We start from the raw sequence: 26,922 nt of genomic DNA, 5'->3' as shown, positions 1-26,922 counted from the left end.
TAGTTAGGGTCAATCTTAAACTAATCTTATGAAAACAAGTCTTATATCTCTTTGTGTTATTTGTGTTTTTAGCAGTTCGTTATTTTCTCAAACGACATCAATACCAGATGCAAATTTTGAAAATTACTTAGAAACCCATGCAGAAGATGGTTCTGAAGTTAATTTAGGAGATGCAAATAGTATGGGGGATGGTATCGCTAATAATGGCTTAGTGTTTACTGATAGAATTACAGATGTCACTTCATTAAATATTATAGATTTAGAGATAGCTGATCTTTCTGGAATTGAGGATTTTATAAGTCTTGAAATCTTGGTTTGCAATGATAATAGACTAAGTCAAATAGATGTTTCTCTTAATACAAGCCTTAAGTTTCTAAATGTTTCAAATAATAGAATCACTGGAGCTTTAAACTTTGATAGCAATACCAATTTAGAAAGTTTGTTTTGTGCTTCAAACCAAATAAACACTTTAAATCTTTCAACAAATACAGTTTTAAAAAATCTAGAAGTATCAAATAATGTTTTAACAAGTTTAGACTTAAGTAATATCAATACACTTGTTTGCCCTGACCCACAAACCAATCCTTTGACTTTATGTCAAGGTGCTGCTACAATTAATGTTTCTGATAACCTATTGACGTCACTTATTGTAGCTAATGGCTACAATAGTCTTATTTCAACATTAAATTCATCTGATAATCCAGATTTATTCTGTATTCAAATAGATACTAACTTCACACCAAATGGTTGGATTAAAGATGACTTTACTTATTATAGCGATGCAATATGTATAGATATTTTTACGTATGTGCCAGATGATAATTTTGAGCAAGAACTTATCAATCAAGGTTATGATGATGTTTTAGACAATTTGGTGCTGAGAGCTAATATTGAGGGTTTAATAATGCTAGACGTTTCTAATGCGTCTATTGTTAGTTTAGAAGGTATTGAAGATTTTCTAGCTTTAGAAGTTTTAGATGCAAGTACTAATGCTATCGAGAGCATTGATTTATCGGCTAATACAAACCTAGAAGATTTAGATATATCTGATAATGCCTTATCCGATATAAACCTTACTGCTAATACAGCATTAGTATTAGTGAACATTCAAAATAATACGATTTCAAATTTGGATGTATCTAGTAATACAGGGTTAACAACTTTAAATTGTTCTAGTAATAATCTAAAAAGTTTAGCGCTTGATAACAACCCACTTCTCACAGATTTGGATTGTACTTTCAATCAGATAGAGAGTCTTGACTTATCAAGCAACACAGCTCTAACATCAATTTTATGTAATGATAATAACTTGTTTGCGTTAAGCGCAGTTAATGGAAATAATGCAGCAATAACTAATTTTAATGCTATAAATAACCCCAATCTGTTTTGTATAGAAGTCGATGATGTTGTCTTTGCAAATGGTGCTCCAGGATGGCAAAAAGACGCTACTGCTGATTACAATTTGAATTGTGGGACATATGTTCCAGATGATAATTTTGAACAAGCATTAATCGACCAAGGTATAGATACAGATGGAACGCTTAACAATTTTGTAGCAACTACAGATATTGATATGTTAACCAATTTGGATGTTTCTAGTTTGGCCATATCAGATTTAACAGGTATTCAAGATTTTGCAGCATTGCAAACGCTCAATTGCTCTGATAATTTAATCTCAGTTTTAGGTTTAGATACAAATCTTGCTTTGACAGATTTAGATTGTTCTAACAACCAAATAGAGAATCTTAATGTCTCGTTTAATACAGCTTTAATATCACTCTTATGCAGTAATAATGCATTAATGACACTTGATATAGCTAATGGAAATAATGCAGCTTTAGCAGCATTAAATGCTACAGGAAATCCAAGCTTGTTTTGTATTAATGTTGATAACGCAGTTTTAGGAAACATTCCTGCGGCTTGGCAGATTGATACAATAGCGTCTTATAATGATGATTGTGTAAATAATAGAATCACACTAATCCCAGATCTAGTATTTGAACAAAAATTAATTGATTTTGGTTATGATAATGTCATTGATGGCCAAGTATTGACTGCAAATATTGAGCTGCTTCAAACCTTAGATGTAAGTGATTCTGGTATTTTGGATTTAACTGGGATTACAGATTTTAAAGCATTGGTAGAGTTAGATTGTAGTGCTAACTTTCTAGAGGCTTTAGATGTTAGTAATTTGACATTTTTGGAGCGATTAAATTGTAGTTCAAATTTTATTGATGATACCACAAATGTGTTTGATTTTAGCGGTACAGATAATTTGGTAGCGCTTTTTTGCGCCGGAAACGACTTAAACAATTTAGATGTATCCGCTAATGCTAACCTCGAAATTATAGATTGTGCTGATAATGAATTAGCGGCCTTAAATGTAGGTAGTAATCAACTTTTAAGAATTCTTAATGCTTCAAATAATGAATTAACAACATTAGATATAAGCAATAATCCTGTTCTTGAGAATTTAAATTGCAATAGCAATAGTATTAATAATATGACAACCTCTACTATTATTAATACGACACTCACAGTGTTTAGTTGTGCAAATAATAGTTTATCAAATGTAGCTTTGGATAATTATCAGGCACTTCAAAACTTTAATTGTAGATCTAATGAAATTACCCAAATAGATTTTAGTGCTAATGGGGCTTTGGAACTATTAGATGTTACAAGCAACCAAATGACTTCAATAGACTTAACCGATAATATAAATGTAGTAGAGTTATCCGCAGCTCAAAATAGTTTAACAAGTTTAAATGTTGCATCAAGTCCACTTTTAAAGCGATTAGACTGTAATTTTAATGCCTTGACTGATTTGAATTTAAGTGGAAATGGAGCATTAGAATATCTGTACACCTCCAATAATGAGTTAACATCTTTAAATTTGAATAATAACTTTGCTCTTATTGAGGTCGATTGTAATACAAATCAAATTTCAAATCTCACGTTATCAAATAACCTTGGAAGTTTAAAGACCTTAAACCTTAGTAACAATCAAATTGTTGATGGCTTAGATTTAACCACAATGGCAATTTCAGCTTGTGTATACCAAGCTAATCAAACAGAGTTTTGTCCAGAAATAATTTCAATTAATATTTCTAATAACTTGGTTGAGTCTGTTAATATTCAAAATGGTATAAATGCTGATATAGCCAGTTTTAATGCTACCAATAACCCAAGCTTAGACTGTATTCAAGTAGATGCTATAAATACTATTCCTGCAAGTTGGCTAAAAGATGCGACAGCGAGCTATAATACAGATTGTAATTTTGGCGAAACTTTTGTACCTGACGATAATTTTGAACAAGCTTTAATTGATTTAGGTTATGATTCTGGACCGTTAGATGATTATGTTTTAACAGCTAATATTGAAAACATAATAGGCTTGGATGTGAGCGGAGATAACATTGCTGACTTAACTGGAATCGAAGATTTTGAAGCTTTAGAAGATTTAAATTGTTCAAGCAATGCGATCACTACTATTGATGTCAGTTCAAACATGAACTTAATAACTCTAAATGTCTCTAATAATCAGTTAAGTACTGTTAATACAGCAAGTAATTTGGCACTTACAACTCTAAATTGTTCAAGCAATTCAATAGCTAGTATTGATTTAACTCAAAATACCAATCTGGCAGTTTTGGATATTTCTAATAATGTATTCACTTCTTTTTTACCTAGTGAAGTACCAAGTTTAAATGATTTTATTTGTGATGCTAATGCTATTGTTGAGCTCGATTTTCAGTTAAATCAAAATGTAACAAGTTTGAGTTGTCAATCTAATTCACTTGAAATTTTAAATATTAGAAACGGACAAAATAGCATATTAACCAATCTCAATGCGCAAAGCAATCCAGACTTAACATGTATTGAAACAGATAATGGTACTGTACCAGCAGGAGCGACTTGGAGCATTGATGCAACAGCTCAGTTTGCTACAGATTGCTTTTTTGGGCAAACATTTGTCCCTGATGACAATTTTGAACAAGCTTTAATTGATTTAGGCTATGATACAGCACCATTAGACGATTATGTGACCACCGCAACTATTGAAAGTCTCACTTTTTTAAATATCTCTTCTAGAGAAATTTCGGACCTAACTGGTATTGAGGATTTTGTGAGCTTAGTTAATTTAAATTTTGAAGTTAATAATGTTTCTGCAGTAGACCTTAGTAATAATATAGTTTTGACAAATTTAGATGCCTCTAATAATACGATTACGGATATAGATTTAACATCGCTTACGGACTTAATCTCTTTAGATGTTTCAAACAATGGATTAACAACTTTAAACCTAGATTTCAATTCAGATTTAGTCAATATAGATGTTGCTAATAATAGTCTCAATGCTTTAAATGTTGATGTACTAACAAATCTAAAAGAACTCAACTGTTCATCTAATCTTCTTAGTAGCTTAAGTGTTACTCAAAATGTTAATCTGGAAACTCTATTTTGTCAATCAAATACGTTGATAGCAGATCAGTTAAATCTTCAAAATGGTAATAATGAAAATCTGCAAATATTTAATGCTATAAATAATCCGGATTTAGGATGTATTTTGGTAGATGATCCAGTAGCGGTAATTTCTAATACAGATGGAACATACGATAACTGGGACAAAGATGATAGTGCGACTTATCAGATCATTTGTGAAGATGCAGATAACGATGGTGTGCCTAATACTGAAGACTTATGTCCAGGAACAGAATTTGGTGTTCCTGTAGATTTATTTGGATGTCCTTTTCCTGGATTAGCAAATGATAATTTTGCAATTTCTATACTTAGCGAAACCTGTTTAAACAGTAATGATGGTCAAATAACAATAGTGTCTCAAGAGGCTTATTCTTATAGGGTTACGCTTATAGGAGAAGACTTTTTTCAAGAGTATAATTTTATTAATGATATAGATATACTTAATCTATTAGCGGGCACTTATGAAATGTGTATTACTATTGAAGAATGGCCAAATTATCAAGCTTGTTATACAATAGTTATAACAGAACCCAATCCATTAGAAGTTTTTGCAAGTAGAGTAGCTTCAGGAAATAGAATTGTAGTAGAAATGTCTGGCAGTACTCGCTATAATTTTGTGTTTAATGGCGAAGCGTTTACAACACATAATTCTTCAATAACATTAGATTTAAAAGAAGGCGCAAATACGCTAAAAGTAAGTACAGACTTAGAATGTCAAGGTACTTTTAATGATGTCATCTTTAATACAAAAGATTTTATTGTTTCTCCTAATCCATTCAATGATATAGTTAATATTGACAATATTAATGAAGATGAAGAAATTTTTGTAAACATTTATTCTGTTGTTGGAAAGTTGGTCTTAAGTAAAAAATATAGAAGTGAAACTCGGAATATAGCATTGGATACAAGAGGCTTTGATTCAGGTATGTATATAATTTCTGTGGTTTCAAAAACAAGAGTTTCAACTTATAAAATTATCAAACAATGAAAAGACTAATTAAGCTTACTTGTTTTGTACTACTTGTTCAAGGATGCGTAGATACTACTGATGATAATATAAATACGCTTATACCAAATGGTGAAATTCCTGATGATGTTGAGGGCGTTCAATTAATATTTCCGTTCGAAAGTTCTTTATGTACTGAAGGTACAAATATTACACCTACCGAAAGCACTGTACTTTTTGAATGGGAGCCTAATAACAATGCGCAAAGTTATATACTCACTGTAGAAAATTTATCGACTAATAGTATTACAGAGTACGAAACGGAAGATTTTATATACCCAGTAACTATTCAAAGAGCTGTTTCATATAGATGGTTTGTAAACTATGCCTTTAATGATGAAATATTAGAAAGTGAAACCTGGAATTTTTATAATGCAGGAGAAGCTATACAAACCTATCCACCTTTTCAAGCAGAAATTATTTCACCTACTATCGCACAAACACTGCCTTCAACAAACTCAGTGACATTGCAATGGAGTGGAAGTGATGTCGATGATGATATTGTTGATTATGATGTGTATTTAAGTACTATAAATCCACCGGAATTAGCCACAAGTAATATTTCTGCAAGCCAATTGACTGTTGCAGTTGTCTCAGGCAATATTTATTATTGGAGAGTTGTTACTAGAGATGCAGCTGGAAATACTTCAGAATCTGATATATTTCAATTTAATATCCAGTAAAGTAATAAGGAATCAATATTTTTTATTTCTTAGGCAAACTCATTACAAAATCATAACTCTGATTTAAGAAATCTACCAGTAACTTTTCATTGTCGTAGAGTGATTCTGGGACTAACACATAGTCTTTCATTTTGGCGCCATAAGAATAATAAGGACCAGTGTTATGCTCTTCCATAAACTTTGTAGCTACAGGTTTAGGTAATCTAAAACCTATCTCTCCAGCTTTGTTTAATAAAGCAAACATATAGCCATTTGCAGAGGTATAAATCATCTTTTTGCCTTTACGCTCAAAGCGATCACATTGATCAACAAGCTTGTCGAAGTATTTTAGCTTTTCTTCCCACATAAGATTTTGGTTTCTTAAATATACTATTTTCTCATATTCTCAATACGCTGAAATAATGTTGGATGCGAATAATGCATAAAAACATAAGCTTTATGCGGTGTTAAATTACTCAAGCTGTTTTTAGATAGTTTTTTTAATGAACTAATTAGTGGTTCTGCTTTGTAGGTGTTTTTTGCATAGTCATCTGCTTGGTATTCAAACTTACGTGAAAAGTAATTCATAATAAGTCCAGTTAGTTCTGAAATAGGCGAGTAGAGCAAACCAAAAGCAATAAGACCTGCATGAAAACTTGGTATCTCAACACCAATAGCATTAGATAGTAATGGGTTAGATATAAAGATTGATAAAATAAACAGCGTCAACCCTGTTAATAGAATTGAAGCAAAAAGATTAAAAATAATATGTTGACGCTTATAATGTCCAACTTCATGCGCTAGAACAGAAACGATTTCTTCTTCATCCAAATCATTAATCAAAGTATCAAACAGTGTGACACGTTTCTCGCTTCCAAATCCAGAAAAATAAGCGTTGGCCTTAGTACTTCGTTTAGAACCGTCAATAACAAAAATCTTTTTTAAGCTAAACCCCACAGAATTTGCATAGTCAGAAATTTTGTTTCGTAATTCGCCATCCTCTAAAGGTGTTTGCTTATTAAACAATGGGACTATTAAACGCGCATAAAACATATTCATAAATACAGTAAATCCAGTAATTAATGCCCATGCATACAACCAAAAATATTGTCCAGTAGCTTGATAAAACCAAACAATTAAAGCTAATAAACCACCACCAAGTATTGCCATCATAAATAAGCCTTTGATTTTGTCTATAATAAAGAGCTTTTTAGTGCTTTTATTAAAACCAAAACGCTCTTCAATAACAAAGGTTTTGTAATAAGAAAAAGGTGTAGAAATAATATCACTAGCAAGCATAATTATACCAAAAAATATTAACGAAATAATTATTGGGTTTTCTGAATAGCTTCTAGCAATAGTATCGACGTATTCAAAACCATCTAGAAGTAAAAAGCTAAGAGTTAGAACTAGAGAAAATAGAGACGACCAAATTCCAAACCTATAATTTACAGCTTTATAAGCTTGAGATTTCTTATAGGCATCTTTATCAAAAACATCAGCTAATTCATTGGGAATTGGATCATTAAAATGCTTTGCGTTTAAGGCATCAAGGATTTTATCTTTTATGAAATTAACACTAATAATACCTATGATAATATAAAAGAGAGTATCTGAATTCATTTGATTAAATTATTTAAAATCACGCTGTCTTTTAGCTTCAAAAATTAAAATACCTGCAGCAACAGAAACATTCATAGAATCAATAATCCCTTGCATTGGAATAGTCACATTTTGAGTTGCAGCATCTCGCCACTCTTGTGTGAGACCAGTAGCTTCAGTGCCAACAACAATAGCGGTTGGTAGTGTATAGTCTTGTGTGTGATAAGGTTTTGATTCTTGCAAAATGGCACTATAAATATTAAAGTTATACTTCTGTAAATAACTAATTACCTCATTAGTATTAGCAACTGCAATTTCTGTTGTAAATACACAACCTACGCTAGAGCGAATAATATTTGGGTTGTAGATGTCGGACTTAGGATTAGCAATAATTACTGCGTCTATATTTGCGGCGTCAGCAGTACGTAATAATGCGCCAACGTTTCCAGGTTTCTCAGGCGCTTCGGCAACTAAAATCAAAGGGTTTTTTGATCTGAGTTTTAATGCTTCTAGCGTATGCGATTTGGTCTTTCCTACAGCAATAACACCTTCTGTAGTTCCGCGATGTGCCAATTTTTGAAATACCTCTTTTGAAATTTCAATAATTTCAATAGTATAGCGTTCCATAGCTTCTGCTTCACTTTCAGAAAACAAATCTGGAAAGTATAAGAGTGTTTCAATATCATAGCCACCTTTTATAGCAAGCGATAACTCACGTTTTCCTTCTAGTAAAAAACGATTTGTTTTCTTGCGCTCGCGCGACTTTTCTTTAAGCTGAATAAGCTGTTTTATTAATGGGTTTTGTGGGCTTGTTATAGATTTATGCATACAATAACAAAAGTAATGTAATTTTACAGGAAATATAACGTCAAACCCATCAACAAAAACCATATCATGAAAAAATTATTATTACTATTTACAGTCGCAACTATTATTGTAGCCTGTAAAAATGAAACAAAATCTGCCACAGAAGTTGAAGACATTAAGCAAGAGGATATTACGACTAGTGTATATCCGGAGAGTATAACTAAAGTGTTTGATGCTCATGGCGGTATTGACAATTGGAATAAAATGAAGACCTTGTCTTTTACCATGAATAAGCCTAACGGCGCTGAGGTAACGACAACAAATCTTAAAACCCGAGCTGAATTGATTGATACACCAACGCATGCTGCAGGTTTTGACGGGAGAACCCTATGGGTTAACGAAAAAGATGGAAATGAATATAAAGGAAATGCTAAGTTTTACAAAGGTTTAATGATGTACTTCTATGCCATGCCATTTATCGTTGGCGATGATGGTATCATCTATGAAGAAGCAGAGCCTTTAACTTTTGAAGGTAAAACATATCCAGGTGTTTTAATTTCTTATGATGCCGGTGTTGGCGTCTCTCCAAACGACCAATATATTGTATATTATGATGCAGATTCTGGGAAAATGCAATGGTTGGCATATACTGTAACTTTTGGTAAAGAAGAGAAGAGTACAAGATTTAGTTATATCCGTTATGATAATTGGAATACATTTAATGGATTAGCTTTGCCTAAAAGTATTTCCTGGTACAAAGTTGAGGAAGGTAAACCTACTGAGTTAAGAAACACAGTTGAGTTTGCCGATGTTGTAGTAAAAGAAGAAGCTCCAGATAATAGCTTGTTTGGAATGCCAGAAGGTGCTAAGATTATTGAATAAGATATATCTATTAAAACAAAAAAGGGAACCAAATTGGTTCCCTTTTTATGCTTAATCTTGATTTTTATATTTTTCCGAATACCGTTTCCAAAGTTTTGTTTGGTGAGATTCTAAACTCAACTTACGACCATCAATAAAAGCATGGCTAACGATATTAGTTCGCATATCTAGTGCATCGCCTTCACTGATAAAAAGCGTGGCACTTTTACCAACTTCTAAAGTGCCGTACATATTATCAATACCCATAATTTTTGCTGGGTTTTGCGTAATTAATTGTAAGGCTTGTTCTTTAGTTAAACCGTGGGCAACCGTTGTGCCAGCATAAAAAGGAAGGTTACGAGAGTTCATGCGTTCCATTTGCCCGCTATGCTCTAGAGATACTAAAATACCATCATCAACTAATTTTTTAGCTAGCTTGTATGGCAAATCGTAATCGTCATCTTCATTGTTAGGTCTAGAATGTGTACGTCTTAAAAATACAGACACATTATTTTGCTTTAAAAAGTTTGTAATTTCTCCAGCTTCATAGCCGCCAACTATAGTAATTTTAGAAACACCTTGAGATTTTGCAAAGTTTACAGCATCTGTAATACTCTTTTGGTCATTGGCATTAATGTACAAATGTTTAGAACCGCTAAATAAGCCAGACATTGCTTCAAAAGGCAAATGACGCTCAGTTTTTGGTCCAGCATTATATGTTTTTGCTTCGTTGAAGTAGGTTTCTAATTCTTTAACTTGCTTATCGTAGTTTTTGTTTGGTTTTAGTGCTGGGTCTTCTCCAAGCCACCAACGACCACGACTAAAACTATTTGGCCAGTTAACATGAATGCCATCATCTGTTTTTATAGCGGCATCTTCCCAATTCCAAGCATCGTAATGTACAATAGAAGAGGTACCTGTAATACGACCACCACGAGGTACAACTTGTCCTAATAGTACACCATTAGGCCTCATAGATTCTACAACTTTAGATTCTGTGTTATAAGCGATTAAACTTCTAATATGAGGATTAAAAGTACCCAGTTCTGCCAAATCATTAGAGGCTTTAACGGCATCTACTTCTACTAAGCCTAGTGTGCCATTAGAAACAATAAAACCTGGGTAAACATGTTTTCCGGTAGCATCAATTACGTCCATGTCAGATGTGCTAATTTTCATTCTGGTAGCATCACCGATGTTGGTAATTTTTCCGTCTGAAAATGTAATCAGACTATTTTCAATAACTTCTCCATTACCAATATGTGCTGTTGCACCCATGATTGCAATGGCTTTGCTCTGTTTTGGAGCTGGTGTTTGTTGTGAGAACCCAAAAGTGATACACAACAAAAACAATAGGGTATTTAATTTATTGAATACGTTCATTTTTTATGGTTTTTAGTTGTGAATATGATTATCCATTGAGTCGCAATGCAATAATTTCTTTTCTTTCTTTTTTACAGGTTGTGTTTTTAAACCTTTGTTTTTGTCTTGAAGCATCCTATTTATTAATTCGCTTTTCTCTTTTTTTATGGCCTCACGCATTTGCTTGTCCTTTTCTAAATCGAAATATGTGACACCTTCTATAATTGTTTTTTCAGCTTTTGCATAAATTGAAAGTGGGTGGTCACTCCATAATACTACATCAGCATCTTTTCCAACCTTTAGACTTCCTACACGGTCATCTAAGTGTAATAATTTAGCAGGATTAAGGGTTACAAATTTTAATGCATCTTCTTCGCTAACACCACCATATTTAACAGATTTGGCAGCTTCTTGATTTAAACGACGAGACATTTCGGCATCATCACTATTAATAGCAACCGTAACGCCAGCATTATGCATGATTGCGGCATTAAATGGGATAGCATCATTAACTTCATACTTATATGCCCACCAATCACTAAAGGTAGAACCACCAACACCATGTTCTGCCATTTTATCTGCTACTTTATAACCTTCAAGAATGTGGGTAAATGTATTGACTCTAAACCCAAATTGTTCAGCGACTTTCATTAGCATATTAATTTCACTTTGGACATAAGAGTGACAAGAAATGAAACGTTCTCCATTTAAGATTTCAGCCAACACCTCCATTTCTGTATCCTTTCTGTATGGTTTTCCGCTTTTTTTAGCTTGGTCATAAGCTTTAGCTCTGCTGAAATAATCAACAAAGACTTGCTCAACACCCATACGAGATTGAGGAAAGCGCGAGTTTACTCGACTTCGTGATTGCTTTACATTCTCTCCCAAAGCAAACTTTATAAATTTAGGCGAGTTGTCATAGATATAATCATTTGCAGATTCACCCCATTTTAATTTTATAATTGCAGAACGTCCGCCAATTGGGTTTGCAGAACCATGTAAAATTTGAATAGATGTTACGCCACCAGCTAAGTTGCGGTAGATGTCTACATCTTCATCATCTATGACATCTTCTATTGTCACTTCGGCAGAGGAGTTATGACCACCCTCATTAATTGAAGCCGCAGCTATATGCGAATGCTCATCAATAATGCCAGCAGTAATATGCTTGCCCTGAGCATCAATAACTTTAGCGCTTCTATCAGATAAGTCTTTGCCTATTTGTGCAATTTTTCCATTTTTAATGAGTACATCTGTATTTTCTAAAATACCTTCGCTTTCATTGGTCCAAACTGTAGCATTTTTAAATAGTAATGTTTCTGCTTTAGGCTTTTTAGTAAAACCATATGCTAAATTTGGATACGTAATTGGACTCATAAAAGGAGAATCATCAGATGTCTTTTTGTCCATTTTATCTTTTTTAGCCATTGCTTCAGAAACTTCTTTATTCGCAAAGAAATTATATTCAGCACCGTTAGGCATAATTGCTTTTCCACTTAAATTATCACCATTTGCTGTATTAGCAGCAATTCTGATAAACTCTTTCTTTGTGCTATCTGCAGTTTTAAAAGTTAAGTTCACCCAATCTCCAGAATAAGATATTTTTGTGCCTAAGCTTTTGTCCTTTGATTCTAGTTTTGCTTTAGTTTTGCTAGTACTTCCAGTTATATTAAGCTTATAGTCATTTCCAGCAAGTTTAAAGTTATAATCACCGTCAATATCTTTTACATTCATATTAGTGATGATATGTTGCATACCCTGCACCCAATTTTCGTATAGCTTCGTTTTCTTTTCGAAAATATCTCCAGAAGCAATTAAAAAATTGGCATAACTTCCAGGTTTAAGAGTCCCCAAAACATTAGACTTACCTAGTAGTTTAGCAGGAACAATTGTTAACGCTTCTAAAGCTTTTTCTTTAGAAAGTCCACTTTCAATGGCTTTCATTAAGTTGGATTTAAATGATTTCTTAGATTTTAATCCATGAGTAGTTAACGCAAACTGAATTCCATTTTCTGCTAAAAGTCTTGGGTTGTGAGGTTCTTGATTCCAAGAGCGCATATCACTTAATGAAAGTGTAGAAGCTAAAAAAGGATTCTCCACATCATAGGCTAACTGAAAATCTATAGGTAAAATGACTGTTGCATTCGTTGCTTTTACGTCATTGATGCGTTCGTACTCATCTCCACCACCAACAATAGCATATTGTACATTATGAGCATCTCCAACTTTGTCAGCACGCAATAAATTTGCACGACTTCCTGCTTCAAAAATTTGTAGTAAATTTTTGTTTCCGTTTAATGCTTCTAATGATAAATCTTTGGTGTCTACATTGCCAGCAGCATACCATTTGGCATCATCATACATCTGACGCAAAAGCGCCATGCTTCCCATAATAGAAGACGGATATGACTGACGTGATTTTACACTCTTTCTAAACGAGAAATTTTGAGTAGTCTCTCCATCAACAACGCGAAGCGAATTATCTGCATCATTATTTAGAGCAATTAATGCACCAGTTCCGCGAACAATTCCATCAGGGTAATGTGTGTTAACGACACCAAACCCTAGTTTATGCAATTCTGAAGCCGATTTGGCATCGTACTCAAAATTTGCCATTACATCTTGTTCTGGCATGATGTGATCATTCCAATAAAATCCACTTCTACTAGCACCATATTGTGGTCCATTACCACCACGTTTTGGCTTTGCAACTCCAAAAGTAGTATGCATATCTATAAAAGATGGATATATAGATTTACCTGAGAGGTCAACTTTAGTAGTGTTTTTTGGGAGATTAATTGATTTACCAACGCTAACAACTTTGCCATCTTTGATGAGAAGCGTACCATTTGTGATAACTTCTGTTGGTGAAACATAAATTTTTGCATTTGTAAATGCCATGTAATTGGAGTTATTAGATTTTACTCCAGAATTACTAGGAAAATAATCTTGTGCAAATAACGAGAAACTGCACATGAGCATGAGCAGCCGTAAATAAGCTTTAATCATAAAAGGAGTTGGTTAAAAATTAGAATTCTAAGATAAGATTTATGGCTAAATCTTCATTCTTATTATGAGTTTTTAACGTTTTTACAATGTATTGTTATCGTAGTAATTGACGAGCAATCCTACAATGTAGCTGTAACTTTTGATACCTGCGGTCTGATTATTTGCTTTAAGGAATGTATCAAAGGTTTTTTCGAAAGCAGGCTCTAAAGGGTTTTGATAGGATTTCCAGAAATCTTGGACGTCTTTATAGTTTTTAAGGATGCCTTTATTGACTCTTTCTAAAATACTTTTATAAGTATTTGGGTCGCGTTTATAGACTTCAGAAAGACAATAACGTAATGCAAAAGTATATCCAGAGTATTTAAAATAGATGTTATCATTATTTACTGAAGCCAACATTCCGATAAAATTGGCTTCGTTCTCTGCAGCATAGCCTAATTGATGTGCAACTTCGTGGCAAGATGTTGTTGGGAACTTGTATACGGGAATCAATCCATCAACTTGAGCTTCGTTTGTAAACGGATTTAAATATCCCGAAAATCCCATATAAGTTAATGCTGTACTATAAATTGACTTTTTTAAGCTTTGAGGTTGATAAACCAGATGTGGATATGTTTTAGAAAGTGTAAGGTATCCTAATTGTACCTTATCAAAAACTTCAGATTTTGTATAAGGTAATTCAATTTTTAAAGAGTCATTGTCGCTAAGTTGTCTATGAATAAGATTCGATTTTTCTATGAGTCGTTCAGTAAACGCAATTAATTGTTCAGTAGAATACTCAGCTTTAATATTAAACGCTTTATGAAGCGGTTGCCTGTAATAGTTGTATCCCCAAAGTATATGAAAAGCAAAGTAAGTGATTGAAAGAACAGAAGTTATATCTAGAAGCCAATTGATGGAGTCCTTATAACTATTTTTAAAATTGAGAACAAACCATCTTATCACATACACTCCAGCCAAAGTGTAGAGCATATCACCAACAGAGAAAGGTATCCAGCCAAAAGAATAACGCATTAATTTAGATAGCAACACATACAGTCCATTACTATAGTACTGCTCAACAAATTCTGGATAATGCTTCAGAATATTAATGAGAATAATCTGAAATACTAAAAAAATAAGTAATGCTCCTTTTTTTGTAATACGCATGTCTCAAAAATAGAAAATAGTTTTTGTTTGGTTACCTTTGACCGACTTAAAAAAAGAGAAATATGAGTTCAGAAATAAGAGCTTTAGAACCAAAAGCGCTTTGGAATAAATTTGCAGATTTAAACGCAGTACCAAGACCTTCAAAAAAGGAACAACGCGTCATACAATTCATGAAAGATTTTGGTAAAACTTTGGGTTTAGAAACGATTGAAGATGAAGTTGGTAATGTTATCATTCGTAAGCCTGCAACAAAAGGTATGGAAAAACGTAAGCCTATAGTGATGCAAAGTCACTTGGATATGGTACATCAAAAAAATAATGATACTGTTTTTGATTTTGACACTCAAGGTATCGACATGTTTGTCGATGGTGATTGGGTAAAAGCTAAAGGCACAACACTTGGTGCAGATAATGGGCTAGGTGTGGCTACAATTATGGCAATTTTAGAGAGTGATAGTATTGCACATCCAGATTTAGAGGCCTTATTCACTATTGACGAAGAAACTGGAATGACAGGTGCAATGGGACTTAAAGGCGGATTGCTAAAAGGTGATATACTTTTAAATTTAGACACTGAAGAAGATGACGAAATAGGTGTTGGCTGTGCGGGTGGAATCGATGTGACTGCTACTCGAGACTATAATGAAGAAGATACACCAGAATTTAAAATAGGATACCTAATAACCGTAAAAGGGTTACAAGGTGGGCACTCGGGTATGCAAATCCATGAAGGATTAGGCAATGCCAATAAATTAATGAACCGTTTGTTATTTGATGGTTTTGAAAACTTTGGTTTGCGTATTTCTGAAATTGATGGTGGTAGTTTACGTAATGCAATTCCTCGTGAAAGCAAAGCTATAGTTGCTATCGATGCTGTGCATGAAGATGCTTTTAGTTTTGAAATGAAACAACTTTCTGAAACGATTAAGAAGGAATACAAAACTATGGAGCCGGATTTAGAAATAATTATTTCTAAAACAGAAACTCCAGACAAGATTATGGATTTAGGTGTACAAGAAGGTTTAACCAGATCTATTTACGCTGCATTAAATGGTGTTTATAGAATGAGTCCAGATATTAAAGATTTAGTTGAAACTTCTAATAATATTGCACGAGTTATTATTAAAGATGGTCATATTAAAATAGGTTGCCTAACACGAAGTTCTGTCGAGAGTTCTAAACTAGATTTGGCAAATACATTGCGGGCTACATTTGAGTTAACAGGTTGTGAAGTTGAGTTTTCTGGAGATTATCCTGGTTGGGCACCAAATATGGATTCTGATATTCTAAAAGTCATGGTGCCAATTTATGAGCGACTTAATAATGGTGAAAAGCCTCATGTAGCGGCATGTCATGCAGGATTAGAATGTGGTATTTTGGGACAGAATTACCCAGAAATGGATATGATAAGTTTTGGTCCAAACATTAAAGGAGCGCACTCACCAGACGAACGTGCCCAAATCTCTTCGACTCAGAAATACTGGAAGTTTGTTTTAGAGATTTTGGAGAATATTCCTGAAAAGAATTAATCTTAATGTAATGCAAAACCTGATTCGGTATTATATATAATTATAATTAAAAAAGCAGCTACTCTTTAGAATAGCTGCTTTTTTAATTTATTTTGTTTCAGACTATTTTTGAATATCTACCATTTCAATAATAAATGCTAAATCGGTATTAGGTTTTACAATTGGCGGACGTCCTCCTTCACCATAAGCCAAGTGAGATGGGAAATAAAAGAACGCTTTATCACCAACACGCATTGTCGCTAAAGCTTCTTTAAAACCTCCAAATAAGTTTGCATCTGGGCTAACTTTCATTGGAGTAGGTGCATACATATTACGTTGTACCTTTTGTGGGTTAAGCATACCAAATTTTTCTTCAACGTCTTTTACATTACTGTCTAGTAATTTTCCATCAGTAAAATAACCTTGGTAATTAATCATAGCAGTTTGACCAGTTTTTGGTTTAGCGCCATTACCTTTAGTAAGATAATGCACTTTTAAACCAGACGCTAATGTTTTAGCTTTAGCGTTATAATCATCGAGAGTTGGTTTAAATTCAGAAGCTACTTTTGCTTTCTTTTCCTCCGCGATACGCTTAGCTTCTTCAGCTTTTTCAGCAGCTTCTTTTCTCAATTCTTTGAAATTTTCTTCCACTTTAGGCATGTTTTCTTCAAATACCTTAGGCGCATCAAACTTTTTGGCATCTCTACCAATTCTTATGATATTAACCTTATTTATTAATACATCTTCAACAGGCTTATGGTTTCTAGTTCTTGGGTCAATGACTTTAACATTGGATATAGAATCCTGTACCTCTAATCCTATAACAAGTTCTCCAAATACAGAATGACAACTAACTCCAGGTTGATCACAAGGTTTTAAGTTTCCTTGTGCGTCATAGAAATTACCTCTAGCATATGGCGCTTCTGTTATAAAAAATTGACTTCCATTAGTGTTAATTCCTCCACTATTAGCCATAGATAATATTCCTGGCTTATCATGTTTTAAATCTGGACTAAAGTCAGCAGCAAATTTATAACCAGGAGTTCCTCTTCCTGTACCAGTAGGGTCACCACCTTGAATCATAAAATTGTTTATTACTCTATGGAATATGATGCCATCATAGAATGGTTTTCCTTTATATTCTTCTTCAGCTAAAGGATGATTGCCTTCTGATAATGCAACAAAATTTGCTACTGTTACTGGTACTTTATCATAGTGAAGTTTGGCAACCATTGTACCCTTGTTGGTTATAATTTCTGCGTAAAGTCCATCCTCAACATTATATTTAGGTTTTTTGCAGCTTGTTATAGAGAGTAACATTAGTGCTGCTAATGGGATATAAATTTTCTTAATCATTGTTTTGGGTTATTGTTTTTAAAATTACGTTGCAAATTAGTGGCACATTAGTGCCTATTCTGTTATCATCACCGTAATAGCCATATGCTTTTTGTGATGGAAATATAAATGTGACATCTTCGGAGGCTTTCATAAGTTTCAAGCCTTCTCTAAGGCCTGAAAATAATTCTTCCTTATCCATAGTATAGTATTGTGTGCCTATCTCATTTTTAGAATAAATTTCATTACCATCTAGGTCAGAAATATTAAATGTGAATGCGATGCGGTCACCAAATTTAGGCGTGATACTATCGTTTTCTGCTTTAGAATTGTAGTGATACCAAAAGCCATTTTCTGAGGGCATAAAAGCTTTATCTGAAAAACCGGATATGACTTTCTGAATTTTTTCGCGTTCTATTTTATTAAGCTCTATGTTACGTTCAACCGATTCTTTAATAAAAGAACCAGAATTGACAACTTCAGGAGGTCTTGCTTCTGGAGATTTACAGCCCAAAAATAGAGTAGCCAGAATAAGAATAAAAAGTAGGTTTTTCATTATACAAGTTGGCTTTTATATTCAGGCAATATAGCAATAAATTTTTCAACTGTTGCTTCAAGAGAAAGTGCACTGCGACCTCCGGCCGCGTTTGTATGTCCACCGCCATTAAAGTGTGCACGAGACATTTCATTTACCGAAAGATCACCTTTACTTCTTAATGAGATTTTAATAATACCTTCTTGTGTGTTCTCAATAAATATGGCTGCTAAAATTGTTTTATGAATTGATAATGCATAATTAACAACAGCTTCAGTATCTCCTTTTTTATAGTTAAATTCATCCAACTCTGTTTGAGAAAGCGTAATATATGCTGTGTTATACTCGGGAATAACTTTTAAATTCTGAAGCGCTCTACCTAAAAGTTGTAACCTATCATAGCTATTGGTATCGTAAACTTGGTTATGAATTTCGGTATTATCTGCACCTTTTTCAATTAAGTTTGAAATCACTTGATGGGTACGACTTGTGGTAGATCTAAACCTAAAAGAGCCTGTGTCTGTCATAATGCCAACATAAATACATGTGGCAATATCCACTGTTATTTTATCGGTGTCATCAAGCATTTCTATAAAGTTATATACCATTTCTCCAGTTGAAGACATTTTAGCATCAGAATACATGTATGTAGCATAATCGTCTGGTGCTTGATGATGGTCAATCATAATTTTTAGTGATTGCGAAGCGGCTAATACTTCAGCCATATCTTTACCTGTTCGGTGTAAGGCATTAAAGTCTAGAGTAAACATAATATCAGCTTCAGCAATTAATTTTTCCGAAACTTCACGTTCTGTTTCAAATTTTAAAACTGAAGATTCACCTGGCATCCATTTTAAAAAATCAGGATAATCGTTTGGCGCAATAACTCTTACTTCATGATTATATTGGTTTAAGTAGTGCATCAAAGCTAGAGTAGAGCCAATAGCATCACCATCAGGATTTCTATGTGGTATAATAACGATTTTTTTGACTTCACTAAGTAAGGCTTTTACTGCTTTAATTTCTTCTGTTTTCATAACAGACGAATATACAATTTAATCACAAATCCTTGAAATGCTTTGCATATAATTTAGCGAAGTTTTGTATTGAAATTCTAAACCAGTTTGATGCTTGTGTATTCTATAAAATAGCGTATTTTTGCACGCGAATTCACCAAGAGTTTTGGTGATAATTAAAAAAGAAAATATGGCAACTAACAGAACATTTACAATGTTAAAGCCAGATGCTGTTGAAAAAGGACACATTGGCGCAATATTAGAGAAAATCAACGCTTCAGGTTTTAGAATCGTAGCAATGAAATTAACACATATGACTAAGCAAGATGCTGAGGCTTTTTATGCTGTACATAATGAAAGACCTTTCTTTGGCGAGTTAGTACAGTACATGACTCGTGGTCCTATTGTTGCAGCTATCTTAGAGAAAGATAATGCTGTAGAAGATTTTAGAGCTTTAATTGGTGCTACTAACCCTGCTGAAGCAGCTGAAGGCACTATCCGCAAACTATATGCGGCATCAATTGGTGAAAATGCTGTTCACGGTAGTGATAGTGATGAAAATGCAGCTATTGAAGGTGCTTTTCATTTCTCAGGTCGAGAAATGTTCTAAGATTTTAAGATGTAATATAAAAAAGCCGATACATTTGTATCGGCTTTTTAGTTTTACACTGCCATTAATTAACTTATTTCAGAATCTTATAATTAAGATTTACTAGTGAGTTTCTTTAAAATAGCAATCTGTCCCAAATGGTAGTGAGTATGCTCAATTAATCCGTTTAAGTTACGATAGTAATTTCCGTATTTTTCATCTACAAATGGCTCAAAAATTATAACATCACTTAGTTTATTGACTTTATCAACTAATAGTTGAGCATTTTTTAAGACTTTAGTTTTATAACCTTCCCAGTCTTGTTCAGTTTTAAATTCTGGTGCATCAAAGCTATATTTATCTCGAATCTCTAGTCCGCCACCTTTAAAAATAGGTAGTATGCCTTCTACATAATAATTAATATGAAATACTAAAACTGCAATGGTGTTACAGTCCTTGATTTTATGATGAGCTTCTTTTAGTGTAATTGGTGTAATAGTATCTTTTACATTAGACGCCGTCCAATTACCTCCAAAAAAGACATCATTCAGGTGTTTTGATACGTGTTGGATGTGAGACATGATTTATGTTACAATTCAAAAATTAAACCTTCTTTTGCAAAATTAAAACCTAAATTTATAACTTCTTTTTGAGCCTTTGAGTTCTTTTGTAAGAGTGGATTTGTATGGTTGAAATGTATAAAATATACTTTAGACTTATCATTTGAAGTCATGTTTTTAAGACGCTTAAAACTCTCTTCTACAAAAGGGTGCGGTATCTGAGACATATCTCTATTTCCTACTTCACCATTTTTATAGAAAGTTGCGTCTAAGAATGCATAGTCAACTTTTTTAATCTCGTCTTCAATAGAAATCTCCCACTTTTCCCATTTATCAATATCAGGAATAAACAAAGCAGTCTTATGAGGTCCTTTAATCTTATAACCAACGGTTTCTGTGTATTCTCCTCTGTGTGGTACAATGAATGGTGTGATTTTTAAGTTAGAATTTACAGAAACTTCAGTATTATCACTGATTGCTTTTAAATCTATATTTCCTAGTTCAACTAATTGATTCCAAGGGCCATTTGAACTCAAATAATCAAACATCTTTGGCATTGAAAAAACTTGAATGTTTTTAGCGTTTATTGCTTCACGACCTAATTGCATTAAACCTGTGTAATGTCCTATATGCGCATGTGTTAAGAATATGCCGTTTGGTAATTGTATACTATTATTATCTATATATGATGATAGCTTTTTAATTTGAAATTTAATATCTGGAGTTGCTTCAAAAAGATAGGTTTTCTTTTCTTTAGGTTCTATAATACCGATACTAGTAACTAGAGTTGAGTTTTTGTCACTCCATTTATTTGTACAACAAGATTTTGTACATCCAATCTGGGGATAACCTGCATCTTGAGCAGTGCCAAGAATTACTAATGACGTTTTGGATACAGTTTTAGTACTAGGAAAATTTTCACTATTATCTCTTTTTATATCACAAGCAGTAATTACTAGAAATAATAAGAGAGCGATTTTGTTAAGCATGATAAAGGTGTTTATACATCCTAAATATAGAAAATATAAACACCTTTTATAAATTGTTTTTTGTTACTGGTCTAAGGCTTCGTAAGTTGGGTTTAATAACACAGGTTTACCAAATCCTAATTGCTCTAATTTGTCTAACTGTGTAGCAGCATCACCAACGACCAAATAAATCATTTTGTCAGGTCTAATATATTTTTTGCCTAAAGTTTTTATATCATCCACCGTAAGTGCTTTTACAATTTCTTCACGTTGCTTAGCGTAGTCATCATCAAAACCTAAATCACTAATATTTGATAACATATTTAGTTTAGCACCTAGTGTTTCAAAAGCACGCGCACCACTTTTTAATGTAAAGCCTTTGGTAACCTCTAAATCAGTACTGTCAAAATCTTTAGCGTAATTATCTAAAATGTCTTTGACTAAAGCTGCGGACTGGTACGTCACATTACTTCTCACACCACTAGAAATAGTAAAGCTTCCTGTATTTTCATCTCCACTAAACCTCGAACGAATACCATAAGTATACCCTTTGCCTTCACGCAATTCTTGCGTTAATTGAGATGCAAAACCACCACCACCTAAACGATAGTTCATGACTGAGGCTGCATAATAATCATCATCAGTTGCTTTTGGTCCAGGATACCCAAAACGAATTTGCGATTGCTTAGCATTTGGTACATCATAAAAATATACTGTTGCTTTTTCGGGAACTTTTACTTCTGGTAATTCTGGTATGCTTACATCTTTTGCTTCCCATTTGGTATTAATGGTTTCTAGATTGGCTATGACTTTATCTTTAGAGATATCTCCAACAATATTTAGCGAAGCCAATTTTGGTGTTAGATTATTGTTGTAATACTCCTGTAAATCTTTAATAGTAATAGCATCTACCGATTGTTCAGTACCTTGACTATTTTGTGCTAATATATGGTCTTCTCCATATAATAGCTTGGCATATTCATTAGCAGCAATAGCATTAGGATTAGCTTTTTGACGTTGAATGCTAGATTTTACACTTTGCTTAATTAAATCAAACTCTTTAGCATCCCAACGTGGTTCTAATAAGATTTCAGAAACTAAAGCCATGGTTGCTTCATATTTTTTGGACAAACAGCTTCCAGAAATAAACACAGCATCATCAGTAGCAAATGTGTTAATGCGGGCGCCTAGACTTTCGATTTCATTTTCTAACTGCTCAGGCGTTTTGTTTTTGGTGCCTCGCGACATTAAATCAGCCATTATGTTAGAAACACCTATTTTATCTATGCTTTCTAAAAGCATACCACCTTTAATCTTTAATTGAAACTGCACCAATGGCACTTCATCATTTTCAATCCCTGAGGCTTTAATACCAGAGCTAAGATTTTCTTTCCATACTTCTGGAACAGTTACATTTGGGCTTTCGCCATAAGGCGGTTCAATACTTCTGTCAAAGCTAGAAGCAGTTTTTTCATAGGTTGCAGCAATAGATGCATCAAAAGATTCTTCAGCACCTTCAACAATTTGTTCTTCTACAACTTCTGCTAATTCAGAATTCTCAAGAGCAAAACTAGCTTGTCCTTTAGGAACAAAGCTCGTAGCGATATAATTTTTATCTTTAATATAGGTATTATAAACACGCATGACATCTTCAGGAGTAACCGCTAAAATGTTTTCAACATCTTTGGTAAGAAAACCTGCATCTCCAGCAAACATTTCGTATTGCGTCAATTGAGCGCCTTTTCCTAAAACACTAGATAAACCAGAATAGAAATTAGTTTCTTGACCAGCTTTGATTCGGTTTAAATCATCTTCTGAGATGCCATTAGCTTCAAAATCTGCAAATCCTTTGTTAATGGCCTTTGCCACATCATCTAATTCTACTTGATTAAAAGCCGTAACGCTTAACTGTATTTGTCCTGAAATTTCAGAGTTATATTCACCCATGCCAACAAAGCTCGTTAATTGTTCATCTTGAACAAGAACCTTATCTAGTGGTGCTTTTTTCCCGTTAGTTAAATATTGTGTTAATACACTTAGTGCGTAAGAATCTTCATGATAATCAGGAACTCCAGGCCAAACCATTGTTAATCGAGGTGCACGTGCAAAATTATCCTCGTAGTACAAATGTTTAGAAGCTTCTAAAACTGCAGATTGCTTAGCTAATGCCGGAATATCTTCTCCTCTTGGAATTTCATCAAAATACTTCTTTATCCATTGTTTTGCTTGAGTTGTATCAAAATCACCGGCAATAGTTAAAATCACATTATTAGGTACGTACCAACGGTTAAAAAAATCTTTAACATCTTGCAAAGTTGCATTTTGTAAATCTTCTAAAGAGCCAATAACTTGCCAACTGTATGGATGTCCTTTAGGATAGAGGTTTTTATCAATGACGTATTGTGTATGACCATAAGGACGGTTATCTACCGATTGGCGTTTTTCATTTTTTACAACTTGCTTTTCTTTTGCCAAAACAGGATCAGTCACCGTATTAATAAAGTATCCTAGCTTATCGGCTTCAGCCCAAATCATCTTTTCTAATGCGTCCTTTGGAACAGTTTGTAAATAATTTGTGCGGTCTCTATTAGTAGAACCATTAGCTCCAGAGCCGCCAATACGAGCACTCATTTTATCAAGCCCACCTTTACCAAGGTTTTCGGATTCTAAAAATAATAAGTGTTCAAATAAGTGAGCAAACCCTGTGCGCCCTTCAATTTCTCTTGCTGATCCTACATGAGCAGTTAATGAAACTGCCACTACTGGGTCAGAACGGTCTATATGAAATAGGACTTTAAGTCCGTTGTCGAGTTCAAAGGTTTCGTAATTAACTTCTAATTCATTGGTTTTATCTGTTGTTTCATTTTTACAGCTAAATAAGCTTATCGCCATAATGAAAGTGATACTTACATATCTGAATAATTTCATGAGTTGGTAGTTTAAGTGAATAGTATAGTTTTTTATAATTCGAATGCGTTGTTGTTAACAAAGAAAATGGAATTGACTAAAAATAGTTTACCGTTTTCCCAGAAGCTTCTAAACATAGGATTATCAGCCATATAAATAAAGCTTCCGCTACCCATACGCTCTTCTCCAAATACTAACGTATTTTGTAGATTGTTTAGTGCATTTTTTCCAGCAAAACCAGAAAACGCATTTGTATTACTAATATGACTCACATTGTAGCCACCATTCAATAAATCATAGGTGGAGCTACCGATTTTTAAAGTGAAATAATCGTTGTCATAGCCAAAAGCCATAGGATGGGTGGTATCTACATTGCTTTTAAAGATGGCGCCAGTAATCATATTGTTCACATATTGACGCTCGCGCTCATCGTAAGGAATTAGGTTATCTGATTCCTCATTGTTTTCATTTTGCTTGTATTTTAAGTTAAACCCTTCTTTGCCAGCAAAACTTCTTAATGCAGCATCAATGGCAATAACTTTACCACCAGAGCGTACCCAATCTTTTAAGGTTTTCATCATGTCGTCATTTAAAATGCGACCATAATAACCACTTGGCATGATAAGGATATTGTACTTATCTAGATTGGTTAGGCTTAAATTATCAGTGTTTATTGAAGTTACTGGATAATGTAATTGCTGCTCAAAGAAATGCCATAAAGCACCATAACTTAAGGATGAAGTACCTTCGCCAGAGAGTATAGCAATTTTTTGTTTGTTAATGAGTTTAATATCTGGCGAGCCAATATCTGGAGTTCTTCTTGAGAATCCCGTAGTAATTGTTGAGAGTTGCTTGTCATGCTTTTTTGCAATAGTATTTAATGTCTCAAGCATATTTTTCATTTTAGCATTATCACCTTTAGTAATAATTAATGAGCCTCGGTCAAAGTCTTTTCCGTTAGAAGAAAACGGCTTTTCTGTAAAACGCACTCTGAAATTAGCTTTTAATAACGATGCTAAAAATTTGGCATCTTTCATTGAGTTCCAATCACTGACGTAACCATAAGCGTCAGCTAAGGGTTGGTATTCTTTTTTATCTAAAGCTTTTGAGCTTGAAACTTTTGATGTGCTCGCTATTGCATCTAAACCATAGGCATAAGGCATACTCCACGCAGTTATGTCATACGTTAGTGAGTCGGTAAGTTTTGCATTTGGTTCAAACAAAACTTTTACCATTTTTCCTTTTGGTTGGTCGCTATGAACGACTAAAGTATTGGCATCAGTATTCAAGCTACCTTGTTTACCTGTTGCATAATTATAACCACTAACTTTACTTGATGTCGCGTTTTGATATTGAATCTCATGTTTGTCTAAAAGTGTTTTTAGACTGCTAATTTTATCGGGATTGCCATTTAGAACATAACTCTTATATTTCAATCCAGAATTATCAAAGAATTTTGAAAATTCGTCATTCAAGCGTTTTGCATTTTTTGAAGCTATTTCAACTGTAGATAAACCTGTTGTGGTATGGTGTGTTAAACGTTCTACTAAAGTTAAGACATGCCCTTCGTCGTTCAAGATGCCTAAACCTGCACGTCCATGACCACCTTGCTCATAGGTCATACCAATAGCTCCCATATAAGTTGGATAGGTGTCGCCATAACTAGGGTAAAATAAATCAAAGCGTTCTCTAGTAAAAAATAACCAACCTTCTTCATCAAAATATTTAGCATGGTTTTTCCCTATTTCAGTCTGAAAGTTCCGTTGAAAATCTGAAATAATTTCATGAAATGGTTCTGCAGCTGGCGCAAAATAGTAAGGTTCGTTGATGCCTTGCTCATGAAAATCCACATGAATATGTGGCATCCATTTGTTGTATGCTTTTAGTCTTGAAGCCGATTCTACCTGGCTTGCCCATGCCCAATCTCTGTTTAAATCAAAAAGATAATGGTTAGGTCTACCACCAGGCCATGGCTCATTGTGTTCACTAGCTTGTTGGTCTATATCGTATGGTTGACTAGCAGTTTCATTAAACCAATTGACATAACGGTCACGACCATCAGGGTTGATACACGGGTCGATAATGACAACCGTATTTTTTAGCCACTCTTGTTTTTCGGTAAGTAGCTTGTAGAGTGTAAGCATCGAAGCTTCAGAACTTGAGGCCTCATTACCATGTACATTATAACTTAACCAAACAATGGCAACTTCAAGATTATTGACTTGGCCATTTAATAAACCTGCGTTTTTAAGATTGTTCTCCCTAATCTCATCTAAATTTCTGATGTTTTCTTCACTAGAAATAAAGGCCAGACTAAGTGTGCGACGCTCATATGTTTCGCCATATTTTTCAATCTTAACTTGATTTGGCGTGGCTTTAGCTACAGCTTTAAAGTAATCAAGTACTTGATGGTGCCTACTAAATTGCGTGCCTATTGGATAACCTAAAAATTCACCTGGAGATGGAATATTCTGTGAAAAAGAACCAAAGCTTATTCCAAAAAGGAATAATGCCAAAAATAGAAGTCTTTGCATAGTTTTGTTTAGTTTAGCTTCAAAGCTAGT

The 26,922-nt window shown here is 33.8% G+C and carries 18 protein-coding genes; 5 read left to right on the top strand and 13 right to left on the bottom strand.

What is annotated here, in order from left to right:
- The first annotated feature begins 28 nt into the window (after positions 1 to 28).
- The gene (locus IEV10_RS12225; protein WP_188375011.1) at positions 29 to 5,470 is read left to right on the top strand and encodes a T9SS type A sorting domain-containing protein; all 5,442 of its coding nucleotides are present in this window, start codon (positions 29 to 31) and stop codon (positions 5,468 to 5,470) included.
- Positions 5,467 to 6,171: a hypothetical protein gene (locus tag IEV10_RS12220; protein ID WP_188375010.1), complete on the top strand. Its 705-nt coding sequence runs from the start codon at positions 5,467 to 5,469 to the stop codon at positions 6,169 to 6,171. Before IEV10_RS12225 ends, IEV10_RS12220 begins: the two co-directional genes overlap by 4 nt.
- Before the next feature lie 22 nt (positions 6,172 to 6,193).
- Here IEV10_RS12220 and IEV10_RS12215 read toward each other — a convergent pair whose 3' ends face one another.
- The 3 genes from IEV10_RS12215 to IEV10_RS12205 are packed head-to-tail and all read right to left on the bottom strand — an operon-like array spanning position 6,194 to position 8,580.
- Positions 6,194 to 6,517: a hypothetical protein gene (locus IEV10_RS12215; protein WP_188375009.1), complete on the bottom strand. Its 324-nt coding sequence runs from the start codon at positions 6,515 to 6,517 to the stop codon at positions 6,194 to 6,196.
- 23 nt (positions 6,518 to 6,540) lie between these two features.
- On the bottom strand, positions 6,541 to 7,773 hold the full coding sequence (locus tag IEV10_RS12210) for a M48 family metallopeptidase (protein WP_188375008.1): 1,233 nt from the start codon (positions 7,771 to 7,773) through the stop codon (positions 6,541 to 6,543).
- A gap of 9 nt (positions 7,774 to 7,782) precedes the next feature.
- The gene (locus tag IEV10_RS12205) at positions 7,783 to 8,580 is read right to left on the bottom strand and encodes a TrmH family RNA methyltransferase (protein ID WP_188375007.1); all 798 of its coding nucleotides are present in this window, start codon (positions 8,578 to 8,580) and stop codon (positions 7,783 to 7,785) included.
- Positions 8,581 to 8,646: 66 nt separating this feature from the next.
- Here IEV10_RS12205 and IEV10_RS12200 point away from each other — a divergent pair, with 66 nt between their 5' ends.
- Positions 8,647 to 9,441: a DUF6503 family protein gene (locus IEV10_RS12200; protein WP_188375006.1), complete on the top strand. Its 795-nt coding sequence runs from the start codon at positions 8,647 to 8,649 to the stop codon at positions 9,439 to 9,441.
- A 51-nt stretch (positions 9,442 to 9,492) separates the two neighbouring features.
- On the opposite strand, the gene IEV10_RS12195 is transcribed toward IEV10_RS12200, so the two are convergent.
- The 3 genes from IEV10_RS12195 to IEV10_RS12185 form a co-directional block, all read right to left on the bottom strand.
- Complete coding sequence (locus IEV10_RS12195) at positions 9,493 to 10,803, bottom strand: amidohydrolase family protein (protein WP_188375005.1); 1,311 nt, start codon at positions 10,801 to 10,803, stop codon at positions 9,493 to 9,495.
- A gap of 12 nt (positions 10,804 to 10,815) precedes the next feature.
- Positions 10,816 to 13,791, bottom strand: coding sequence for an amidohydrolase family protein (locus tag IEV10_RS12190; RefSeq protein WP_229719708.1), 2,976 nt, complete (start codon positions 13,789 to 13,791; stop codon positions 10,816 to 10,818).
- 81 nt (positions 13,792 to 13,872) lie between these two features.
- Positions 13,873 to 14,940, bottom strand: a complete 1,068-nt coding sequence (locus IEV10_RS12185; RefSeq protein WP_188375004.1) for a DUF3810 domain-containing protein — start codon at positions 14,938 to 14,940, stop codon at positions 13,873 to 13,875.
- 62 nt (positions 14,941 to 15,002) lie between these two features.
- Between IEV10_RS12185 and IEV10_RS12180 the strand changes: the two genes are divergently transcribed.
- Positions 15,003 to 16,469 carry an aminoacyl-histidine dipeptidase gene (locus IEV10_RS12180; RefSeq protein WP_188375003.1) on the top strand — a complete coding sequence of 489 codons (1,467 nt, stop codon included), beginning with the start codon at positions 15,003 to 15,005 and terminating at the stop codon, positions 16,467 to 16,469.
- 102 nt (positions 16,470 to 16,571) lie between these two features.
- On the opposite strand, the gene IEV10_RS12175 is transcribed toward IEV10_RS12180, so the two are convergent.
- The 3 genes from IEV10_RS12175 to IEV10_RS12165 are packed head-to-tail and all read right to left on the bottom strand — an operon-like array spanning position 16,572 to position 19,355.
- Positions 16,572 to 17,804, bottom strand: coding sequence for a peptidylprolyl isomerase (locus tag IEV10_RS12175; protein WP_188375002.1), 1,233 nt, complete (start codon positions 17,802 to 17,804; stop codon positions 16,572 to 16,574).
- Positions 17,797 to 18,339 carry a gliding motility-associated peptidyl-prolyl isomerase GldI gene (gldI, locus tag IEV10_RS12170; RefSeq protein WP_188375001.1) on the bottom strand — a complete coding sequence of 181 codons (543 nt, stop codon included), beginning with the start codon at positions 18,337 to 18,339 and terminating at the stop codon, positions 17,797 to 17,799. The genes IEV10_RS12175 and gldI overlap by 8 nt, the downstream gene beginning before the upstream one ends.
- A complete protein-coding gene (locus IEV10_RS12165) occupies positions 18,339 to 19,355 on the bottom strand; it encodes a DHH family phosphoesterase (protein ID WP_188375000.1) in 1,017 nt (338 codons plus the stop codon). The genes gldI and IEV10_RS12165 overlap by 1 nt, the downstream gene beginning before the upstream one ends.
- 169 nt (positions 19,356 to 19,524) lie before the next feature.
- Between IEV10_RS12165 and IEV10_RS12160 the strand changes: the two genes are divergently transcribed.
- Positions 19,525 to 19,944, top strand: coding sequence for a nucleoside-diphosphate kinase (locus tag IEV10_RS12160; RefSeq protein ID WP_188374999.1), 420 nt, complete (start codon positions 19,525 to 19,527; stop codon positions 19,942 to 19,944).
- Positions 19,945 to 20,036: 92 nt separating this feature from the next.
- On the opposite strand, the gene IEV10_RS12155 is transcribed toward IEV10_RS12160, so the two are convergent.
- The 4 genes from IEV10_RS12155 to IEV10_RS12140 all read right to left on the bottom strand — a co-directional run bounded on the left by IEV10_RS12155 (position 20,037) and on the right by IEV10_RS12140 (position 26,892).
- The gene (locus IEV10_RS12155) at positions 20,037 to 20,504 is read right to left on the bottom strand and encodes a DUF1572 domain-containing protein (protein ID WP_188374998.1); all 468 of its coding nucleotides are present in this window, start codon (positions 20,502 to 20,504) and stop codon (positions 20,037 to 20,039) included.
- 8 nt (positions 20,505 to 20,512) lie between these two features.
- Entirely contained in the window at positions 20,513 to 21,472 is a 960-nt protein-coding gene (locus tag IEV10_RS12150) for an MBL fold metallo-hydrolase (RefSeq protein WP_188374997.1), read from the bottom strand.
- 63 nt (positions 21,473 to 21,535) lie between these two features.
- The gene (locus IEV10_RS12145) at positions 21,536 to 24,379 is read right to left on the bottom strand and encodes a M16 family metallopeptidase (protein ID WP_188374996.1); all 2,844 of its coding nucleotides are present in this window, start codon (positions 24,377 to 24,379) and stop codon (positions 21,536 to 21,538) included.
- 32 nt (positions 24,380 to 24,411) lie between these two features.
- Positions 24,412 to 26,892, bottom strand: a complete 2,481-nt coding sequence (locus IEV10_RS12140; protein WP_188374995.1) for a M14 family metallopeptidase — start codon at positions 26,890 to 26,892, stop codon at positions 24,412 to 24,414.
- Positions 26,893 to 26,922 lie beyond the last annotated feature (30 nt).

This window comes from Winogradskyella haliclonae, from assembly GCF_014635865.1.
GTDB classification, from domain to species: domain Bacteria; phylum Bacteroidota; class Bacteroidia; order Flavobacteriales; family Flavobacteriaceae; genus Winogradskyella; species Winogradskyella haliclonae.
Note: the sequence above shows the minus strand (reverse complement) of the source record. Positions and strands in the feature narration are given on the sequence as shown.

Bases quoted from the DNA above. Each gene is read 5' to 3' on its own strand.
- IEV10_RS12225 (WP_188375011.1), top strand. From the start codon at position 29: ATGAAAACAAGTCTTATATCTCTTTGTGTTATTTGTGTTTTTAGCAGT.
- IEV10_RS12220 (WP_188375010.1), top strand. From the start codon at position 5,467: ATGAAAAGACTAATTAAGCTTACTTGTTTTGTACTACTTGTTCAAGGA.
- IEV10_RS12215 (WP_188375009.1), bottom strand. From the start codon at position 6,517: ATGTGGGAAGAAAAGCTAAAATACTTCGACAAGCTTGTTGATCAATGT.
- IEV10_RS12210 (WP_188375008.1), bottom strand. From the start codon at position 7,773: ATGAATTCAGATACTCTCTTTTATATTATCATAGGTATTATTAGTGTT.
- IEV10_RS12205 (WP_188375007.1), bottom strand. From the start codon at position 8,580: ATGCATAAATCTATAACAAGCCCACAAAACCCATTAATAAAACAGCTT.
- IEV10_RS12200 (WP_188375006.1), top strand. From the start codon at position 8,647: ATGAAAAAATTATTATTACTATTTACAGTCGCAACTATTATTGTAGCC.
- IEV10_RS12195 (WP_188375005.1), bottom strand. From the start codon at position 10,803: ATGAACGTATTCAATAAATTAAATACCCTATTGTTTTTGTTGTGTATC.
- IEV10_RS12190 (WP_229719708.1), bottom strand. From the start codon at position 13,791: ATGATTAAAGCTTATTTACGGCTGCTCATGCTCATGTGCAGTTTCTCG.
- IEV10_RS12185 (WP_188375004.1), bottom strand. From the start codon at position 14,940: ATGCGTATTACAAAAAAAGGAGCATTACTTATTTTTTTAGTATTTCAG.
- IEV10_RS12180 (WP_188375003.1), top strand. From the start codon at position 15,003: ATGAGTTCAGAAATAAGAGCTTTAGAACCAAAAGCGCTTTGGAATAAA.
- IEV10_RS12175 (WP_188375002.1), bottom strand. From the start codon at position 17,804: ATGATTAAGAAAATTTATATCCCATTAGCAGCACTAATGTTACTCTCT.
- gldI (WP_188375001.1), bottom strand. From the start codon at position 18,339: ATGAAAAACCTACTTTTTATTCTTATTCTGGCTACTCTATTTTTGGGC.
- IEV10_RS12165 (WP_188375000.1), bottom strand. From the start codon at position 19,355: ATGAAAACAGAAGAAATTAAAGCAGTAAAAGCCTTACTTAGTGAAGTC.
- IEV10_RS12160 (WP_188374999.1), top strand. From the start codon at position 19,525: ATGGCAACTAACAGAACATTTACAATGTTAAAGCCAGATGCTGTTGAA.
- IEV10_RS12155 (WP_188374998.1), bottom strand. From the start codon at position 20,504: ATGTCTCACATCCAACACGTATCAAAACACCTGAATGATGTCTTTTTT.
- IEV10_RS12150 (WP_188374997.1), bottom strand. From the start codon at position 21,472: ATGCTTAACAAAATCGCTCTCTTATTATTTCTAGTAATTACTGCTTGT.
- IEV10_RS12145 (WP_188374996.1), bottom strand. From the start codon at position 24,379: ATGAAATTATTCAGATATGTAAGTATCACTTTCATTATGGCGATAAGC.
- IEV10_RS12140 (WP_188374995.1), bottom strand. From the start codon at position 26,892: ATGCAAAGACTTCTATTTTTGGCATTATTCCTTTTTGGAATAAGCTTT.